This is a genomic window from Micromonospora jinlongensis, from assembly GCF_013410645.1.
Taxonomy (GTDB): domain Bacteria; phylum Actinomycetota; class Actinomycetes; order Mycobacteriales; family Micromonosporaceae; genus Micromonospora; species Micromonospora zamorensis.
The window spans coordinates 3,704,439-3,722,452 of record NZ_JACCHK010000001.1 but is presented as its reverse complement, the minus strand read 5'-3'; the positions used below and the strand labels follow the sequence as shown (position 1 = coordinate 3,722,452).

General features: G+C 71.5%; 16 protein-coding genes. 7 read left to right on the top strand and 9 right to left on the bottom strand.

The genetic code is table 11. The features are described from left to right. The first annotated feature begins 78 nt into the window (after positions 1 to 78). Positions 79 to 1,575 (top strand): amino acid permease, encoded by a 1,497-nt coding sequence (locus tag HNR22_RS16415; RefSeq protein ID WP_179781097.1) that lies wholly within the window; start codon positions 79 to 81, stop codon positions 1,573 to 1,575. Between the two features lie 50 nt (positions 1,576 to 1,625). Here HNR22_RS16415 and HNR22_RS16410 read toward each other — a convergent pair whose 3' ends face one another. From HNR22_RS16410 to arfA, 5 genes are read right to left on the bottom strand one after another with little or no spacing between them, the layout of a single operon-like run. Next, the gene (locus HNR22_RS16410) at positions 1,626 to 2,654 is read right to left on the bottom strand and encodes a glycoside hydrolase family 43 protein (protein WP_179781096.1); all 1,029 of its coding nucleotides are present in this window, start codon (positions 2,652 to 2,654) and stop codon (positions 1,626 to 1,628) included. Continuing rightward, positions 2,651 to 3,508 (bottom strand): carbohydrate ABC transporter permease, encoded by an 858-nt coding sequence (locus HNR22_RS16405; protein ID WP_172862114.1) that lies wholly within the window; start codon positions 3,506 to 3,508, stop codon positions 2,651 to 2,653. Before HNR22_RS16405 ends, HNR22_RS16410 begins: the two co-directional genes overlap by 4 nt. Positions 3,509 to 3,518: 10 nt before the next feature. Continuing rightward, positions 3,519 to 4,484 carry an ABC transporter permease subunit gene (locus HNR22_RS31860; protein ID WP_179781095.1) on the bottom strand — a complete coding sequence of 322 codons (966 nt, stop codon included), beginning with the start codon at positions 4,482 to 4,484 and terminating at the stop codon, positions 3,519 to 3,521. Positions 4,485 to 4,490: 6 nt separating this feature from the next. Continuing rightward, complete coding sequence (locus HNR22_RS16395; protein ID WP_179781094.1) at positions 4,491 to 5,822, bottom strand: ABC transporter substrate-binding protein; 1,332 nt, start codon at positions 5,820 to 5,822, stop codon at positions 4,491 to 4,493. A 59-nt stretch (positions 5,823 to 5,881) separates the two neighbouring features. Further along, complete coding sequence (gene arfA / locus HNR22_RS16390) at positions 5,882 to 7,396, bottom strand: arabinosylfuranosidase ArfA (protein WP_179781093.1); 1,515 nt, start codon at positions 7,394 to 7,396, stop codon at positions 5,882 to 5,884. 147 nt (positions 7,397 to 7,543) lie between these two features. Here arfA and HNR22_RS16385 point away from each other — a divergent pair, with 147 nt between their 5' ends. Then, complete coding sequence (locus tag HNR22_RS16385) at positions 7,544 to 8,551, top strand: substrate-binding domain-containing protein (protein ID WP_179781092.1); 1,008 nt, start codon at positions 7,544 to 7,546, stop codon at positions 8,549 to 8,551. A gap of 16 nt (positions 8,552 to 8,567) precedes the next feature. Here HNR22_RS16385 and HNR22_RS16380 read toward each other — a convergent pair whose 3' ends face one another. From HNR22_RS16380 to HNR22_RS16370, 3 genes are all read right to left on the bottom strand, one after another. Next, positions 8,568 to 9,293 carry a methyltransferase domain-containing protein gene (locus HNR22_RS16380; protein ID WP_179781091.1) on the bottom strand — a complete coding sequence of 242 codons (726 nt, stop codon included), beginning with the start codon at positions 9,291 to 9,293 and terminating at the stop codon, positions 8,568 to 8,570. Between the two features lie 260 nt (positions 9,294 to 9,553). After that, the gene (locus tag HNR22_RS16375) at positions 9,554 to 9,862 is read right to left on the bottom strand and encodes a hypothetical protein (RefSeq protein WP_088950315.1); all 309 of its coding nucleotides are present in this window, start codon (positions 9,860 to 9,862) and stop codon (positions 9,554 to 9,556) included. A gap of 38 nt (positions 9,863 to 9,900) precedes the next feature. Beyond that, on the bottom strand, positions 9,901 to 11,538 hold the full coding sequence (locus HNR22_RS16370) for an ABC-F family ATP-binding cassette domain-containing protein (RefSeq protein WP_179781090.1): 1,638 nt from the start codon (positions 11,536 to 11,538) through the stop codon (positions 9,901 to 9,903). A 63-nt stretch (positions 11,539 to 11,601) separates the two neighbouring features. Between HNR22_RS16370 and HNR22_RS16365 the strand changes: the two genes are divergently transcribed. The 5 genes from HNR22_RS16365 to HNR22_RS16345 all read left to right on the top strand — a co-directional run bounded on the left by HNR22_RS16365 (position 11,602) and on the right by HNR22_RS16345 (position 15,484). After that, positions 11,602 to 12,372, top strand: coding sequence for an ROK family protein (locus HNR22_RS16365; protein WP_179781089.1), 771 nt, complete (start codon positions 11,602 to 11,604; stop codon positions 12,370 to 12,372). Between the two features lie 112 nt (positions 12,373 to 12,484). Next, positions 12,485 to 12,853, top strand: a complete 369-nt coding sequence (locus HNR22_RS16360; protein WP_099848795.1) for a tetratricopeptide repeat protein — start codon at positions 12,485 to 12,487, stop codon at positions 12,851 to 12,853. A 121-nt stretch (positions 12,854 to 12,974) separates the two neighbouring features. Beyond that, a complete protein-coding gene (locus tag HNR22_RS16355) occupies positions 12,975 to 13,229 on the top strand; it encodes a Smr/MutS family protein (RefSeq protein ID WP_007465523.1) in 255 nt (84 codons plus the stop codon). Between the two features lie 191 nt (positions 13,230 to 13,420). Then, on the top strand, positions 13,421 to 14,437 hold the full coding sequence (locus tag HNR22_RS16350; RefSeq protein ID WP_179783579.1) for a hypothetical protein: 1,017 nt from the start codon (positions 13,421 to 13,423) through the stop codon (positions 14,435 to 14,437). A 105-nt stretch (positions 14,438 to 14,542) separates the two neighbouring features. Then, positions 14,543 to 15,484, top strand: coding sequence for a threonine/serine dehydratase (locus HNR22_RS16345; RefSeq protein ID WP_179781088.1), 942 nt, complete (start codon positions 14,543 to 14,545; stop codon positions 15,482 to 15,484). 92 nt (positions 15,485 to 15,576) lie between these two features. Here the strand turns inward: HNR22_RS16345 and HNR22_RS16340 are convergent, their stop codons facing one another. Next, positions 15,577 to 17,997 (bottom strand): M28 family peptidase, encoded by a 2,421-nt coding sequence (locus HNR22_RS16340; RefSeq protein WP_425488059.1) that lies wholly within the window; start codon positions 17,995 to 17,997, stop codon positions 15,577 to 15,579. Between the last annotated feature and the right edge of the window lie 17 nt (positions 17,998 to 18,014).

The window sequence follows — 18,014 nt, the reverse complement described above, 5'->3', positions numbered from 1 at the left end:
CCATTCCCGCCGCTGGGTAGCAACGCCGGTCACCGGCCGCCACGGGGGTGGTCGCACGGTGGTGGGAGGGGTGAGCGCATGTCCGTGCTGCGCACAAAACCGATCAAGGACGTGATAGCTCAAGGTGAGGCGGACGGCAGCGACGGCCAGCTGGGGCTGAAGAGGCGGCTCGGTGCGATCGACCTCACCGGCTTCGGCATCGGCATCGTGATCGGCACCGGCATCTTCACCCTCACCGGAATCGAGGCCCGCGACAGCGCCGGCCCGGGCGTGGTGATCTCCTTCGCCATCGCCGGCGTGGTCGCCCTGCTCGCCGCGCTCTGCTACGCCGAGCTGGCCTCCAGCGTGCCGACCGCCGGCAGCGCCTACACCTACGCGTACGCCACGATGGGCGAGATCGTCGCCTGGATCATCGGCTGGGACCTGCTCCTGGAGTTCGCCCTCGGCGCCGCCGTGGTGGCCCGCGGCTGGTCCGGCTACCTGGCCGAACTGCTCGACCTGCCGACCCGCTGGTTCGGCGAGGAGGGCAGCACGGTCAACGTCGGCGCCATCGCCATCGTGCTGATCCTCGGCATCGTCGCGATCGTCGGCATCCGGGAGTCCGCCCGGATCACCAACCTGCTGGTGCTGGTCAAGGTGGCCATCTGCGTGTTCGTGGTGGTCGCCGGCCTGTTCTTCGTCAAGGCCGCCAACCTCACCCCGTTCATCCCACCGGCCGAGCCCGCCGGGAGCGGCGACGACGGCATCAAGCAGCCGGTCACGCAGGCGCTCTTCGGGCTGGAGCCGTCGGTCTTCGGCTTCGTGGGGGTGCTCAGCGCCGCCGCGGTGGTCTTCTTCGCGTACACCGGCTTCGAGGCCGTGGCCAACCTGGGTGAGGAAACGAAGAAGCCCAAGCGGGACCTCACCCTGGGTCTGCTCGGCACGCTGCTGATCTCCACCGTGCTCTACATCGGCGTCTCGCTGGTGGTGGTCGGGATGGTGCCCTACACCGAGATCGACCGGGGTGCCCCGATCGCGTCGGCGTTCGAGTCGGTCGGCGCGGGCTGGGCGGCCGTGCTGGTCTCCATCGCCGCGGTCGCCGGCCTGACCAGCGTCATCCTGGTCGACCTGGTGGCGATGGGCCGGATCGGGTTCGCCATCGCCCGGGACGGGCTGATCCCGCCCTCGATCGCCAAGGTGCACCCGCGCTGGGGCACCCCGTACCGGATCTCCGCGATCATGACGGTGGCGGTCGCGCTGCTGGCCGGCTTCCTGCCGTTGTCCGCCCTCGCCGACCTGGTCAGCATCGGCGCGCTCTGCGCGTTCGTGCTCGTGTCGATCGCCGTGCCGATCCTGCGTCGCAAGCGCCCCGACCTCGAGCGTCCGTTCCGGGTGCCGTTCTCCCCGGTGCTGCCGGTGGTCTCCGCGCTGGCCTGCTTCTATCTGATGCTCAACCTGTCGGTGGAGACCTGGCTGCGGTTCCTGGCCTGGATGCTGCTCGGCGCGATCATCTACTTCGGCTACGGGTACCGCCGCAACCGGCTGGCCCAGCACGAGCCGGCGGTTGCCCCGACCCCCCGCGAGCCGACCGCCTGACCGACACGTGCGGAAGGGCCCCAGCTTCCGGGCCCTTCCGCACGGCCAGCTCAGGGGCGGGGCTGCGGCGTGGCCGTCGGACCCTTGACGACCGGCTTGCCGTCGACCCAGGTCACCTCGTCGAGCCACACCTGCCGGCCCGGGTCGGTGCTGCCCTCCTGGCCCGGCGGCCAGGCGTGGTACAGCAGCCAGGTCCGCCCGTCCCTGACCACCATCGACGCGTGGCCGGGGCCCGAGGCGGCCCCGTTGCTCTTCAGGATCGGGTTCTCGGTGGCCTTCACGCACGGGCCCGTCGGACCCTCGCAGACCGCGTAGCCCTCGGCGTACTCCGCCCTGTCGTACGCGTTGGCGGCGAAGAAGAGCAGCAGCCGACCGTCCTGACGGTGGAAGAACGGCCCCTCGATCAGGGTGCCCTCCCACGGCTCGGTCTGCTTCAGCAGCTTCGTCGGCTCACCGACGAGGGTCAGGCCGTCGTCGGCGAGGCGCTGCGACCAGAGCCAGGTGTCCACCCCGATCGCGTTGCCGTCGTTCTTCCACAGCAGCCACAGGCTGCCGTCGGTGTCCCGGTACGGGCTGGCGTCGATCGCCCCGCCCAGGTCGGCCTGGCAGATCAGCGGGCCGGCAGCGTCATCGGAGTACGGCCCCTGCGGCGCGCTGGCCACCGCCCGCCCGACGCACTGCCGGCCGGACTCCCGGCCGGCGACCGTGTAGTAGAGCAGGAACCTGTCCGGTGCGAGCTGGATCGCCTCGGGCGCCCAGGTCTTGCCGGCGTCCGCCCAGTCCGGGAGCGTCGGCAGGGCATCCCCGGCCTCGGTCCAGTCGACCAGATCGGTCGAGGTGAGCACCGGGACGTTGCGGCCGCCGGAGTTGGTGTGGAACAGGTACCAGGTGTCGCCCACCTGGATCGCCTGCGGGTCCGGGGCGTCGGTCTTCACGACCGGGTTGGTGAACACGCTGGAGTCGCTCCCGCTGCTCGTGGTGGGGGTGGGTTCGGTGCCGTCGGAGCAGCCCGCAACGAGCAACGCGGCGGCGAGAACGCTCGCCGCCGCGCCACGTCGCCGGGCGGTCGTACGCGTCATCCCTTCAGACCGCTGCGGGAGACACCCTGGATGATGTGCCGCTGGGCCAGCACGAAGAGGATCAGCACCGGCAGGCTGGCCAGCACCGCACCCGCCATGATCACCGGGTAGTCGGTGACGTACGAGCCCTGGAGCAGGCCCAGGCCCGGCGGCAGGGTGAGGTTCTCCGGGCTGAACAGCACGAAGATCGGCCAGAGGAAGTCGTTCCAGTTGGTGAGGAACGACAACACGGCCAGGGTGGCCAGCGCCGGCCTGGACAGCGGCAGCACCACCTTGTAGAAGATCTGCCACTGGTTGGCGCCGTCCAGCGTGGCGGCCTCCTCCAGCTCGTTGGGCAGGGAGAGGAAGAACTGCCGCAGGAAGAACACCCCGAACGCGCTGGCCGCACCGGGCACCACGACCACGGCGAGGGTGTCGATCCAGTTGAGCTGGTCGACGATCAGGAAGTTCGGGATGATCAGCGAGGTCGGCGGGATGAACAGCGTCCCGACGATCAGCGCGAAGGTCACCCCGCGCCCCCGGAACTTCAGCCGGGCCAGGGAGTACGCGGCCATCGAGGCGGTCACCAGCACCAACGCCGAGTGCAGCGTGGCGGCCACCATGCTGTTGAGGAACCAGCGCAGCACCGGGTTCGCCGAGTTGTTGAGGATCTGCTCGTAGCCGTAGCCGGCGAGCGGGTTCGGCAGCCAGCTCGGTGGGATCTGCTGGGCGGCCGTGTAGGTCTTCAGCGAGGTGATGACCATCCACACCAGCGGGACCAGGAAGATCAGGGCCAGGGCGACCAGGGTGGCGTAGAGCCCGACCCGGCGCAGCCCCGGTGCGGAGCCGTCGGTGGTCGGCGTGGGCGTCGTCATGGCGGTCCCCTCAGTCTTCCTTGTAGCGGAAGAGGCGGAAGTTGGCGATGCTCACGACCGCCAGCAGCAGGGCGAACACGATGCTCATCGCGGCGGCACGACCGGCGTTGTTGTTGCGCAGGCCCTCTTCGACGATGAACCACACCACCGTGCGGGTCTCCGTGCCGGGCGTCCCCTGGGTGATCAGGAACGACTGACCGAACATGTTCGCCGAGGCGAGCACGGTCGTCGTGATCACGAAGAGCAGCACCGGCCGCAGCCCGGGCAGCGTGACGTTGCGGAACCGCTGCCACGCGTTCGCGCCGTCCATCCGGGCCGCCTCGTACAGCTCCGGCGAGATGTCCTGGAGGCCGGCCAGGTAGATCACCGCGTTGAAGCCGGAGGTCCACCAGACGGTCACCCCGACCAGCGAGATCCACGCCCACGGCATGTTCGTCACCCAGGGGGTGTCCGACGGCAGCCCGACCACGCCGAGGAGCCGGTTGACCAGGCCCAGGTTGGCGTCGAGCAGGAACCGCCAGAGCAGGCCGATCACCGCGACGCCCAGCACGTACGGAGCGAAGTAGATCGCCCGGAAGAACGTCCGGCCCGGGAAGGACCGGTTGAGCAGCAGTGCCAACCCCAGCGGTACGACCACCAGCAGCGGCACCGACAGCACCGTGAAGATCGCGGTGGCCCGGATGCTCTGCCACCAGTCGCCGTAGACGGCGGAGTCGCTGGAGAAGAGCTGCTTGTAGTTGTCCAACCCGACGAACGGCCGGTTGGGCAGCTGGAAGTCCCACTGGTGCACGCTCAGCCAGAGGCCGAGGATGATCGGCAGCAGGCCGAACACCCCGAACAGGACCAGGTAGGGGGCGAGGAACAGATATGGCGTCGCCCGTCTGGTCCGACCCGCCGAGGCGGCCCGGCGGGCTGCCTCGGCCGCCGGGGGCGGCGCGTCACCGCGCGCCGCCCCGACCTCGATCACGTCCGCCACGGGGTATCAGCTCCCGTACTTCTTGCGGTTGTCCTCGAGCTGCTTGTTGGCCTTCGCCACACCGTCGTCGAGCGCCTGCTTGGGCGACTTCTTGCCCAGCGCGGCCTCGTTGAAGGAGTTGTAGAAGGTGGTCATGACTTCGCCGAGACCCGGGGCGGCCGGCGGGAACGCCGCGTACTCCAGCTCGGGGGCGAGCGACGAGATCTCCGTCAGCGCCTTGAACTCGGCGCCCTCGCGGACGGCCTTACGGGCCGGGATCTGGCCGCCCTTCGCCCAGTCCAGCGAGTGCTCGCTGAGCCAGTTGATGAAGACCTTGGCACCGGAGACCTTGTTGGCGTCGTTGGCCCGCTGCTTCACGATGGTGAAGTTGTGCGAGTTGGCCCAGGCCGCCGGCTTGCTGCCGATCTGGGGGAGCGGGGCGACGCCCCACTGCACCTCGGGGCTCTTCTTCAGATCGTTGATCTGCCAGATGCCGTTCCAGGTGAAGGCGTTCTTGCCGCTCTTGAACGACAGGTAGTCGGCGTCCTGACCGACGTTGGCCGGCGAGAAGCCCTGCTTGATCATGTCGACCAGCCAGGTGCACGCCTCGACAGCCGGGTCCGAGTTGAAGGTGGCCTTGGCCACGTCCGCGTCGAAGAGGGTGGCGCCCCACTGGTTGAGCAGCGAGTAGAAGGTCATGCCGCCGGTGAACTGGAACGGGCTGACCCAGAAGCCCTGGATGCCGGCCTTCTTCAGCTCGGTCAGCGCGGCGACGTAGTCGTCCTTCGTCGTCGGCGGCTTGTTCGGGTCCAGGCCGGCCTTCTGCATGACGGACTTGTTGTAGTAGAAGCCCAGCGGGTGCATGTCCAGCGGGATGCCGTACCGCTTGTTGTTGTAGAGCCCGCCCTTCCACACGGTGGGGGCGAAGTCGCCCTCGGCGAGCTCCAGGTTCTTGGCGACGTCGTCCAGCTCGGTGATCACGCCGCGCGCGGCGAAGGTGGCGAGCTGGTCCATGTGCATGACCGCGATGTCCGGGCCGTTGCCGCTGGAGGCCGCGCCGGGGAGCTTGTTGTAGTAGTCCTCCCACTGGTACGTGGCCACCGACACGGCGATGTTCTTGTGCTCGGTGTTGAACTGGTTCACCAGCGTCTTGAAGATCTCGCCGTCACCGCCGGTGAAGCCGTTCCACAGCTTCAGGTCCACCTTGGGGCCGGTGTACTCCTTGCCCCCGTTGCCCGCAGCCGGACCGGAGGCGCTGTCATCGCCTCCACCGCAGCCCGCGAGGGTCAGCGAGGCCGCGGCGCCGAGTCCGAGACCGAGGCCGAGCAGGCGACGCCGGCTCATGTCGTTCTGGATCATGCTTTATCTCTCCTTGAGGGGGACGGATGAATTGTGCCTGCTCAGAACCGGTGTGACACCTACGCGTTGGCCGGGCCGAAGCGGAGCACGCTCCAGGACACGGCGGGCAGGCGCACTGTGCACCGGCCGCCGTCGGGGGTGGGGGTGGGCAGGTCCCGAGGCGTCACCCGGTCGGGGTCGGCCTCGGTGTTCGTCGCCGACGGATCAGACCCGGCAGCGATGCTCTGGAACGAATAACCGGATAGTCCTGGCAGACCGCGCAAATCGATGTCCAATGCAAGGTCCGTATTGTCCCGGTTGACCGCGAACACGGTCAGCTCGCCGGTCTCCTCGTCGTGCACGGCGACGGTGTCGAGCACCGGCACGTCCCCGTACTTCTTCGTGTCGTAGCGCGGCGACACCGGGTCGGTGCGCAGCACGGTGCCCCGGGCGTGCCGGGCGGTCAGCGCGAACGGGTGGAAGATGCTCTGCCGCCAGGCCGGGCCGCCGTTGCGGGTGCGGATCGGCGCGATCACGTTGGCGAGCTGGGCCTGCGCGGCCACCCCGACCCGGTCCGCGTGGCGCAGCAGGGTGATCAGCAGATCGCCGACGACCACCGCGTCGACCGCTGTGAAGTCGTCCTCGATCAGCGCCGGGGCCTCGACCCAGCCGCGCCGGTCCAGGTCGGCCTGGAGGCGGGACTCGTACCAGACGTTCCACTCGTCGAAGGAGATCTTCAGCTTGCGCTTGTGCCGCTGCTTGGCGGCCACGTGGTCGGCGGTCGCGACGACCTCGGTGATGAAGTTGTCCATGTCGACGGCCGAGGCCAGGATGCTGGCCTGGTCGCCGTCGGACGGGTCGTAGTAGGTGTGCGCCGAGATGTAGTCGACGTGCTCGTAGGTGTGCTCCAGCACCGTCGCCTCCCAGGAGGCGAAGGTGGGCATCCGCCGGTTGGAACTGCCGCAGGCGATCAGGCTGATCGACGGGTCGATCATCTTCATCGCGCGGGCGGCCTCGGCGGCGACGCGGCCGTACTCGTCGGCGGTCTTGTGGCCGACCTGCCACGGGCCGTCCATCTCGTTGCCCAGGCACCACAGCCGCACCCCGTACGGGTCCTCGGCGCCGTGCTTGCGCCGCAGGTCGGAGAGCTCCGTGCCGCCCGGGTGGTTGGCGTACTCCAGCAGGTCCAGTGCCTCCTGGACCCCGCGCGTGCCGAGGTTGACCGCCATCATCGGTTCGACGCCGGCCTCGGCGGCCCAGGTCATGAACTCGTCCAGCCCGAACGCGTTGGTCTCGATCGTCTTCCAGGCCAGGTCGAGTCGGCGGGGCCGGTTGCCGACCGGGCCGACCCCGTCCTCCCAGCGGTAGCCGGAGACGAAGTTGCCGCCCGGGTAGCGGACCACCGAGACGCCCAGCTCACGGGTCAGGTCCAACACGTCGCGGCGCAGGCCCCGGGAGTCGGCGCTGGGGTGGCCGGGCTCGTAGATGCCGCCGTAGACGCACCGCCCCATGTGCTCGACGAATGAGCCGAAGAGGCGTCGGTCGGCCGGGCCGATGGAGAAGGCCGGGTCGATCGTCAGCTGCGCGGTCCGCAAGGGGGTGCCACCTTTCCTCGTGCCGATGCCCGGGTGAGCGCGGTCACCGTTCACCCGGTGTCCATCGTTTCTACAACGTTGTAGGCAACGTTGTAAAGGGTTGCCCAGACGGTAGGGTGCGGAGTGTTACATCGGGGAGGTTGCGGAGTGCGACACAGGCTCAAGGACGTGGCCGAAAGGGCCGGGGTGTCGGTGAAGACCGTCTCCAACGTCGTGAACGGTTACGTGCACGTCCGGCCGGACACCCGTGCCCGGGTCGAGGAGGCGATCGCCGAGCTCAACTACCGGCCCAACCTCTCGGCCCGCCACCTGCGCAAGGGCCGCACCGGCGTGATCGCGTTGGCTGTGCCGGAACTGGACATCCCGTACTTCGCCGAGCTGGCCCGCTACGTGGTCGACGCCGCCGCCGCCTACGGCTGGACGGTGCTGATCGACCAGACCGGGGGTCGGCGCGAGCAGGAACGGGTGGTCGCCTCCGGCATCACCGACCACCTGATCGACGGGCTCATCTTCAGCCCGTTGGCGCTCACCGCCGAGGACCTGGCCGGCCTGGACGGCACGCCCATGGTGCTGCTCGGCGAGCGGGTCGAACACGGCCCCGCCGACCGAGTGGTGATCGACAACGTGACCGCGGCCCGGGAGATCACCGCTCACCTGATCCAGCTCGGCCACCGCCGGATCGCGGCCATCGGCTCCCAGCGCACCGACGAGGGTGCCAGCGCCCGGCTGCGCCTGGCCGGCTACGCCGACGCGCTGCGCGCCGCCGGGCTCGACTACGACGAAGCCCTGGTGGCGCCCGCGTCGGCCTGGCACCGCGCCGACGGCGCCGCCGCCATGCAGGGCCTGCTCACCTCCGGCGTACGCCCCGACGCCGTCTTCTGCTTCAACGACACGCTCGCCCTGGGCGCCCTACGCGCCCTGCACGAGGCCGGGCTGCGGGTGCCCGAGGACGTGGCGGTGGTCGGCTTCGACGACATCGAGGACGGCCGGTTCTCCATCCCCACCCTGAGCACCGTCGCCCCGGACAAGGAGAAGATCGCCCAACTGGCGGTCGAACTCCTGGCCAACCGCCTGGACGGCGACCGCACCGCCCCGGCAAAGGCGCTTTCCGCTCCCTACCGCCTGGAACTCCGCGAATCCACCCGGGCGCTGTAAGCCGCCACCGGCCTGGTCAGTCGAAGAAGCGGGCCAGGTGTGACTTCGGGGCGGTGTCGGCGTCCGGTGGGAGCGGAGTCAGGTCGGCGAAGATCGAGGCGCCGTCGCAGCCGGCGTGCAGGGGATACCACCGTGGGGTGCCTGGTGGGCGGCCCTGGCAGATCCCCTTGAACGTCTGCACGTCCATCAGCCGGACGTGGGTCGGGTCGGCCACCGCGTTCACGTGCCCCCACCAGGGACTCATCACGTGCAGCACGCCACCCGGCCGCAGCACCCGGTGACACTCGTCCACCAGCGGCAGGAAGTCGATCAGGTGCTCCAGGATGTGCACCGCGAACAGGACGTCCACCGAGTTGTCCGCGAGTGGCAGCGAGCCGGACAGGTCCGCGACCGCGTTCACCCCCGGCGCCGGGTAGATGTCCAGCCCCAGGTTGCTCGACCACTGCTTGGTCGGCCCGCAACCGAGGTCCACGACCACCGGCGCCCGCCCCCCGATGCCGACCCGGCACCAGATGCCGTAGACGCCCGCCAGTCGGCCCACCAGGTCCCGTACCAGCCGTAACTGGCTCGGCTCGGCGACGTCCCCGCTGAGATGGGCCACCCCCCGGTCGAACCGCACCTCCACCGCCAGGCCCCGCAGCCGGTCGTCGTGTCGAACCTGGTCCACCCATGCCTGGGCGAGGGAATCGTCGATCGCCCGCAGCCGGTCGGCCGAGGGCGGAGTCTGTGCCAAAGCGACCATTCGGGCCACCTCCCGCCGCGCGATACCCGCAATCGCGCCCGGTATGCCCCGCTCGGCAGCCCGGCGGGCATCGCGGCGTTAAGCGACATACCTCTGGGTCATAAATATGACTCAGAGGTATATCGCTCTCACCAGTAACACCGGCCCGAGTCGGCGCACACGCGATGAGGCGGGGCCGCGGAAGGCCAGGCGCCTTGTGCGCGAAGATGGCCACGCTGGGCGGCCACGCGGCGGGCGGCCACGCGGGCGGGCCGGTCGGGTCAGCCCGAGAGGGTACGGCGGCCGCCGCGCATCCGTTGGCGGGGTGGCGGCTCGGCGGGCTTCGGCCGCTTGAGGTGATAGCGGTGCAGCTCGTTGTTGCCGGGCAGGGACGGGTCCTCGCTCATCGCGACCAACTCCCAGCCCTGGTCACCGGCCCGGTTCAGGTGGGCCAGGGCGGTGTCGCCGTACGGCGTCACGTCGACCATCGAGCCGTCCGGGCCGTACCAGACGAAGACGACCTCCCAGCCGAGGTCGTTGGTCGCGGCCTGGCGGCGGCGGACCAGCAGGGCGTACTCCCACTTGAGCATGGCGTCATTCTCACCCCGCGCTGGCCCGCCGGCACGGATCAATCCTCGGCGATCCGCCCGCCGTCGACGCGGAGCCGCCGGTTCGTCTCGATGGCGGCCAGCATCCGCCGGTCGTGGGTGACCAGCAGCAGCGTTCCGGGGTAGCTGGCCAGCGCCGACTCAAGCTGCTCGATGGCGGGCAGGTCCAGGTGGTTGGTGGGCTCGTCGAGCACCAGCAGGTTGACCCCGCGACCCTGGAGCAGGGCCAGCGCCGCCCGGGTCCGCTCACCGGGGGAGAGGGTGGCCGCCGGTCGCGGCACGTGCGCCGAACGCAGCCCGAACTTGGCCAGCAGGGTCCGCGCGTCCGCCGGCGACATGTGGGGTACGGCCGCGTGGAACGCGTCGATCAGCGGCGCGTCGCCGAGGAACAACCCTCGGGCCTGGTCCACCTCGCCGATCACGACGCCGGGCCCGAGTGTGGCGGTGCCCGCGTCCAGCGGCAGCCGCCCCAGCAGCGCGGCCAGCAGGGTGGACTTGCCCGAGCCGTTCGCCCCGGTCACCGCCACCCGGTCCGCCCAGTCGATCTGGAGGTCGACGGGGCCGAGGGTGAACCCGCCCCGGCGTACCACCGCACCTCGCAGCGTGGCCACGACGGCGCCGGCGCGGGGGGCGGCGGCGATCTCCATCCGCAGCTCCCACTCCTTGCGCGGCTCCTCGACCACGTCGAGCCGTTCGATCAGCCGCTCGGTCTGCTTGGCCTTGGCGGCCTGCTTCTCGCTCGACTCACTGCGGAACTTGCGGCCGATCTTGTCGTTGTCGGTGGCCTTGCGGCGGGCGTTCCGCACGCCCTTCTCCATCCACCCACGCTGGGTGCGGGCCCGTGCCTCCAGCCCGGCCTTGGTGTCGGCGTACTCCTCGAAGTCGGCGCGGGCGTGCCGGCGCGCCACCTCGCGCTCCTCCAGGTAGGCCGCGTAACCGCCGCCGTAGTGGTGCACCTGCTGCTGGGGCAGGTCCAGCTCCAGAATCCGGGTCACCGTGCGGGTGAGGAACTCGCGGTCATGGCTGACCAGCACCGTGCCGGCGCGCAGCCCGGTGACGAACTCCTCCAGGCGCTCCAACCCGGCCAGGTCCAGGTCGTTGGTCGGCTCGTCGAGCAGGAACACGTCGTAGCGGCTGAGCAGCAGCGACGCCAGCCCCGCCCGGGCCGCCTGACCGCCGGACAACCCGGTCGTCGGGTGGTCCAGGTCCACCGCGAGCCCCAGGTCGGCGCTCACCTGCTCGGCGCGCTCGTCCAGGTCCGCGCCGCCGAGGGCGAGCCAGCGCTCCAACGCGTCGGCGTACGCGTCGTCGGCGCCCGCCGCCCCAGCGGTCAACGCCTCGGTCGCCGCATCCAACGCCGCCTGCGCCGCGGTCACCCCGGTCCGCCGGGCCAGGAAGTCCCGTACCGTCTCGCCCGGCCGCCGCTCCGGCTCCTGCGGCAGGTGCCCGACACTCGCGGAGGGCGGGCTGAGTCGCACGCTGCCGGCCTCGACCGGCAGCAACCCGGCGAGGGTACGCAGCAGCGTCGACTTGCCGGCCCCGTTCGGCCCGACCAGGCCGATCACGTCACCGGGGGCGACCACCAGGTCCAATCCGGCGAAAAGCGGGCGGTCGCCGTGCCCGGCTGCCAGGTCCTTGACGATCATCGTGGCGCTCATCAGGACGGCAGCCTATCCGGCCCCCCCGCATACGAGCGCCCGGCAGCGGGCAGACTCAACGACGTGGTGACCACACTCGCGATCGACTGCGGCGGCGGAGGCATCAAGGCCTCCGTGCTCGACGAGGCGGGAACGATGCGGGCCCGACCGTTGCGGGTGCCCACGCCGTACCCGTTGCCGCCTGCGCTCTTCGTCCGGACCCTGCTCGATCTGGGCGGGCGCCTGCCAACGGCGGACCGGCTGACCGTCGGCGTACCCGGAATGATCCGGCACGGGGTGGTGGTCGCCACGCCGCACTACGTGACCCGCAGCGGCCCCCGCAGTCGCGTCGACCCGGACCTGCTCGCCGAGTGGTCAGGCTGGGACGCGCGGGGCGCCCTCGCGGACGCGTTCGGGGTGCCGGCGCTGGTGCTCAACGACGCCGAGGTGCACGGCGCCGGGGTGGTCGCCGGCACCGGCTGCGAGCTGGTGCTGACCCTGGGCACCGGGCTGGGCAGCGCGCTCTTCGACGGCGGGGTGCTCGCACCGCACCTGGAGCTGTCGCACGCGCCGGTGCGGTGGGGCACCACCTACGACACGTACGTGGGTGAGCCGGAACGCCGGCGGCTCGGCGACGCCTTCTGGTCCCGGCGGATCCGGCAGGTGGTCGACGGGCTCCGCCCGGTGTTCCGCTGGGACCGGCTCTACCTGGGCGGGGGCAACTCCCGGCTGATCCGGCCCGAGCAGCTGGCCCGGATGGGCGACGACGTGGTGGTGGTGCCGAACACCGCCGGGATCGTCGGCGGTGTCCGCGCGTGGGAGCTCTCCGTCGGCCGCCGGGACGCCCGCACCTGACCTTCTCGGTGCCGCAACTGACCCGATCGCGACTGCCGGGAACAGTCGCCAAACGCCCGGTGTTGTGCCAGCGTCGGAACAGGTGACGGTGCGACCCGAGGGGGTGGGGCAGATGGATCTTCTGGCGGACTACCGGCGGGCGACCATGTTCTTTGAAACCGGTGACCCGAGCGGAGCGGCCCGACTGCTGGAGCCGATCATCGACGCCGAACCCGGCAACACGGCCGTACGGCAGTTGCTGGCCCGGGCGTACTTCCAGTCGGCGCAGCTCAACCGCGCCGAGGAGCACCTGCGGGAGCTGGTCGACCGGGACCCGAGCGACCACTACTCGCACCACGTGCTCGGTCGGACGCTGGAGCGGCTCAACCGGCACAACGACGCGCTGCGGCACCTGCGGATCGCGGCGGCGATGTACGCGACCAACGACGACTACCGGATCGCGCTGGAGCGGGTGGAGACCCGGGTGGGCGGCACACGCTGAGCGTGGACCGGTGACATGGCAGGGGCGGTCCTTCGGGGCCGCCCCTCCGTCGTCCGGCGGGTGGAGTGCCGGACGTGCCTAGGATGGCGGACATGGGACCTGACCGGCCGGGGACTGCGGCATGAAGCTCAAGCTGGACCTGCACGAGATCTTCAACAAGGGCCAGGACATCGACCGCGCGCTGCGCGGGATCATGGACGAGGCGGTGGCGAAGAAGGCCACCCTCGTCGAGATCATCCCCGGCAAGGGGTCCGGTCAGCTCAAGAAGCGCGTGCTGCGGTTCCTCGACCAGAAGGACGTCAAGCAGCTCTACCACCGCGTGGAGAAGGACTCGAAGAACTTCGGCCGGCTCTTCGTGCACTTCCGCTGGAAATAGCTACCGAGCCGCGTTCGGCGCGCCGCAGCCGCCGGCGGTGGTTTGCTCGTGGGGGTAGCGCCGGTGGACCTGCGACGTCCCACCGGTGACGAGCAGCAACGAGGGCAGGGATCCGCGTGGCTAGCAGGTCTCGGGACACGTCAAGTGGACGGGCGCGCCGCCGCCCCGGAATCGGTTGGCTGGGCCGCCGCCTGCCGGCCCGGGCGGTCGAGGCGGCGTCGCACCTCCAGGCGTTCGTGCTCTCCGGCGTGGTCACCGTGCTGGCCTTGCGGGCGTACCTGGAGGCCACCAACTATCCGCAGCTCGGCGGCGGCGGACTGCACATCGCGCACGTGCTCTGGGGCGGCCTGCTGCTCGCGGTCGGCCTGGGGATCCCGCTGGTCTTCCTTGGCGAAGGGCCGCGAACAGCCGGGGCGGTGGTCGGCGGCGTCGGGTTCGGGCTGTTCATCGACGAGGTGGGCAAGTTCGTCACCACCGGCACCGACTACTTCTACGCCCCGGCAGCCGCCATCATCTACGTGGCGTTCGCCCTGCTCGTCCTGCTCACCCAGGCGGTACGCGGGCGTACCGGCCGGTCCCGGCTGACCTCGGCGGAGCGCACCGCCAACGCGTTGGACGTGGTGCTCAGCGGTCAGCCTGCCGGTCTGACCGACCGGCGGCGGGCGGAGGTACGCCGTCTCGTGCGGGGCGCCGGGTCGGCCACCGAGGCGGCCATGGCGCAGTTGCTGGACACCCTGCCCCGGCGGGAACCGCCGCCGGCCGGGTTCTGGCAGCGGTCGATGGACCGGGCCCGGCGTCTCGCCGTCTGGGCGACCAGGCAGCGCTGGCTGGTCTGGCTGGTGGTGGCCTACCTGGTGGTGGAACCGTTCCTGATCATGGTGGCGGTGCTGCTGGACGGCGTGACCGGAGAGCTGGACCAGGAGCGCGAGTGGGGCGCGGTGCTGGGTGTCACCGCCACCGCCCTGGTCACCGCGGTGCTCAGCCTGCGGGCGGCGTGGCTGCTGCGCTCGAACCGACCCGATGCGTTCCGGCTGTTCAAGCTCGCCCTCCTGATCGACCTGCTGTTCGGGCAGGTTTTCAACTTCACGGTCAACCAGTTCGGTGCGGTCGCCGTGGTCGCGCTCGACCTGGCCCTGCTGGGGGTGGTGACCGCCGAACACCGCCGGCTGCGGCGCGCCGCCGACCGCGGCGACCATCCACCGCGCTGACGTGGGCGGACCCCGGCCACTGACGCGAAGGGCATCGGCGAAGGATGGCCGACGAAGCTCCATAGGATGGCTCACCGACGACGGTCGTAGTGAAGGGCGTTTCCCATGGTGAACAGAAGCGACGTCGAGGCGGCCGCCGCGCTGGTGCAGGGGCGGGTGCGGGAAACCCCGGTCATCGCTGTCGACGGCGCCGATCTGGGCGTGCCCGGCCAGCTCAGCCTCAAGTTGGAGCTGCACCAGCACACCGGCTCGTTCAAGCCGCGCGGCGCGTTCAACCGGATGCTCCAGGGGCCGCTGCCGCCGGCGGGGGTGATCGCCGCGTCCGGCGGCAACCATGGCCTCGCCGTCGCGTACGCGGCCCGGTCGCTGGGCGTGCCGGCGGAGGTCTTCGTGCCGGTGACCTCCTCGCCGGTCAAGGTTCAGCGGCTCGCCGGGCTGGGTGCCCAGGTGCGGCAGGTGGGTCAGCACTACGCCGAGGCGTTGGCCGCGAGCACGCAGCGGGCGGACGAGACCGGCGCGTTGGTCGTGCACGCGTACGACCAGCCGGAGGTGGTGGCCGGTCAGGGCACCGTCGGCCGGGAGCTGGAACGGCAGGTGGACGGGATCGACACCGTGCTGGTGGCGGTCGGCGGCGGCGGGTTGGTGTCCGGCATCGCGGGTTGGTTCGACGGCTCGGTACGTGTCGTCGCCGTCGAGCCCGAGCAGATCCCCACCCTGCACTCCGCGCTGAAGGTGGGCGGGCCGGTCGACATCGAGGTGGGCGGCATCGCCACGGACTCGCTGGGCGCCCGCCGGATCGGCGACATCGCGTTCGACACCGCCCGCCGGACCGGGGTGGTCTCCGTGCTGGTCAGCGACGAGGATCTGGTGCGGGCGCGTCGGTTGCTCTGGTCGGAGCTGAGGGTCGCCGCCGAGTTCGGTGGCGCCGCGGCGCTGGCCGCGCTCGTCGGCGGCGCGTACGTGCCGCGGGCGGGAGAGCGAGTGGCGGTGATCGTCTGTGGCGGCAACACCGACCCCAGTGACCTGGGGCCCGCCGCGCCGCACTGACCGGGCACCGTAGGTAGGTGGTGCGTCCGCGGGTGCAGAGCAAGGACGCGGGTCCGGCGGGTAGCACCCCCGCCGGACCACGACCCGTCCCGTCAGAAGGGGTAGGTGCGCGCCACCGCCAGCATCTCGGAGCTGTGCGATCCGACCACGCCGACGGCCGGCGGCCGGGGGCGGAAGCCGGGCAGCGCGTCCAGACCGTCGCTGGCGTCCATGGCCCGCAACGCCACCTGCCCGGCGATGGGCCGCAGGGTCAACGTGACCTCGATGCCCTCGGTGGGCGGGGCGTGGAACACCAGCCCGAAGCCCCACCTCCCCTCGCGGGGCTCCACCGGCACCGGCCGTCCGGCGACCTCGGCCCGCAGGACGGTGGCCGTCGACGTGTCGACGTGCAGGGTGGCGAGCCGGGCGGCCCGCTGCGGGGTGAGCCGCAACCGCAGCGTGCGTTCACCACCAGACGTGGTGTCGGCCACCACCTCCAGCTTCGGTGCCGGCAGGTTCGCCGCCTGTGCCGGCCCGGCCCGCAGTTCACCGTCGCCGAGCCCGGGGAAGTCGTCGCCGACGTCGGCTGTCCCGTCCACGTAGCCGTCCGTCCACGACTGCGGGTCACTCTCGTGGCTGAGCCAGCGGGCCTGGCCGGTGCCGGCGTCCATCGCGTACATCAGGTGGGTGGGCGCGGGATGGGCGGCGTCGAAGCGGTCGACGCCCAGCCCGACCCCGGCGAGCACCACCGCCGCCACGGCCGTGGCGGCGGCCGGGAGCACGCCGAGCCGTCGGGCCCGCAGCGCCAGCAGGCCGCGCTGGCCGCCGGCCTGCGGGTGCAGCAGGTCGACCACCGGCAGGGCGGTCAGGCCGAGCAGCACCGCGACCAGCGCGGCAACCCCGCCCATGCCCATCCCCAGCGCGGGGAAAAGCAGCACCACGGTGGGCAGCAGGATGACCACACCGACGGCCGCGGCGGCGGTCACGGCCACCACCGGCCACGGCCCGGTCTGCCGGGTACGCAGCGCGACCAGCCCACCGAGGGCGCCGGCCAGCGCCGGCACTGTGGTGAGGTACGCCCCGCCGGGCACCGCCACGGCGAGCAGCACTCCGAGCAGCGCCAGCCAGGCCAGCCCGCCGACCGCGAGTGCGGCCGGGCCGATCCGGCGGCGGGTCAGCGCGTACCAGGCGAACAGGATGGCGGCGGCGAGCGCCACGACGGCCAGGCGGTACCAGATCGGCCGGTACGGGTCGAGCAGTTCCGCGTACCCCGGTCGGATCGTGGTGATCGCCAGCCAGAGCAGTTGGGCGGCGACCGGCGCGACCACGATCGGCACCAGGGCCAGCCCGAAGCCGGCGGCGAGCCGGCCGATGCTGGCCCGGCCCTGCCGACGGGTCAGCCAGCCCAGTGCGGCCACCGCCGCCACCGCGAGCAGGGCAAGCGGCAGGGTGAGCGTGCCCGGGTAACGGACGAGGCCGCCGGGGACCGGGAAGTAGGTGGCGTCGTGCCCGGAGCGCAGCTCGGTCAGGTTGGTCGCGCCGAACTCCCGGGCCAGGCCCAGCGCGTTGTCTCCGTGCTGCTGGAGGCTGCCCCGGTTCATGGCCTCCGGGGTGTCCAACGGTGTGTGGTAGATCGCGCCACCGTCGATGTACGCCGAGTTCAGCCCGATGAACTTCTGATCCAGGAACGCGGTGAAGTCGGTGTCGTTGGGCAGCGCCCGGTAGATCTCCACCGCGAACGAGGTGCCGACCGGGTGCGGTGCGGCCCGGCCGAAGATGTCCACCAGTTTCGCGTTGTTCCGGGACGTCTCGAACATGATCACCGGCCCGGTGGAGCCCCGCGCCTCCAGGTTGAGCACCACCCCGCCGTCGGCGGCCAGCGGGTGACTGGTGGCGAACGCCGCCGCGCCGCACAGGCACGCCTCCTCGGCGTCGGTGAGCACGAAGACGATGTCGTTGCGCGGTCGGGGGCCGGTGGTCAGCGCGCGGGCCACCTCCAGGATGGCCGAGGTGCCGGCGGCGTCGTCGTTGCCACCCGGCCCGGTCTGCACCGAGTCGTAGTGGGCGGCCAGGAAGACCCGACCGGTCGAGTCGGTGCCGGGCAGCCGGGCCACCACGTTGCGCACGCGCGCCAGTGTCGCCCCGCCCGCCGCCCCGCTGAGCTGGCCGGCCTCCGGTGCCACAGTGTCCTGCACCTCGGTCTCCAGGCCCAGGCCGCGCAACTGCTGCTCGAGGTGCGCGCGGACCTGGTCGTTGGCCGGGCTGCCGGCAACGTGCGATCGGGCCGCGATCACCTGGACGTCCTCGTACGCCCGGCTGGCGCTGAACTCACCCGCCGGCGCGTCCGCCGGCTTCGGTGCCGGGGTGCGCAGGTCGAGCAGGCTGCCGGCGCCGACGGCGGCCAGCGCGACCAGAGCCGCAGCGGCGGCCAGGAGCCGCCGGCGAGGTCGCGTCAGGGCCCGGTCGGCAGGGGGTACGCCTGGAGCCGGACGGGCCGGCGTGCCCGTCGTGGCCGGGGTGGTGGGTGCGCCCACGGGAACTCCTCGGGGGG

What these genes read in the sequence shown, in the direction of transcription:
- HNR22_RS16345 (WP_179781088.1), top strand. Translation starts at nt 14,543, where the DNA reads ATGGTGAACAGAAGCGACGTCGAGGCGGCCGCCGCGCTGGTGCAGGGG.
- HNR22_RS16405 (WP_172862114.1), bottom strand. Translation starts at nt 3,508, where the DNA reads ATGACGACGCCCACGCCGACCACCGACGGCTCCGCACCGGGGCTGCGC.
- HNR22_RS16410 (WP_179781096.1), bottom strand. Translation starts at nt 2,654, where the DNA reads ATGACGCGTACGACCGCCCGGCGACGTGGCGCGGCGGCGAGCGTTCTC.
- HNR22_RS16380 (WP_179781091.1), bottom strand. Translation starts at nt 9,293, where the DNA reads ATGGTCGCTTTGGCACAGACTCCGCCCTCGGCCGACCGGCTGCGGGCG.
- HNR22_RS16415 (WP_179781097.1), top strand. Translation starts at nt 79, where the DNA reads ATGTCCGTGCTGCGCACAAAACCGATCAAGGACGTGATAGCTCAAGGT.
- HNR22_RS16375 (WP_088950315.1), bottom strand. Translation starts at nt 9,862, where the DNA reads ATGCTCAAGTGGGAGTACGCCCTGCTGGTCCGCCGCCGCCAGGCCGCG.
- HNR22_RS16370 (WP_179781090.1), bottom strand. Translation starts at nt 11,538, where the DNA reads ATGAGCGCCACGATGATCGTCAAGGACCTGGCAGCCGGGCACGGCGAC.
- HNR22_RS16355 (WP_007465523.1), top strand. Translation starts at nt 12,975, where the DNA reads ATGAAGCTCAAGCTGGACCTGCACGAGATCTTCAACAAGGGCCAGGAC.
- HNR22_RS16360 (WP_099848795.1), top strand. Translation starts at nt 12,485, where the DNA reads ATGGATCTTCTGGCGGACTACCGGCGGGCGACCATGTTCTTTGAAACC.
- HNR22_RS16395 (WP_179781094.1), bottom strand. Translation starts at nt 5,822, where the DNA reads ATGATCCAGAACGACATGAGCCGGCGTCGCCTGCTCGGCCTCGGTCTC.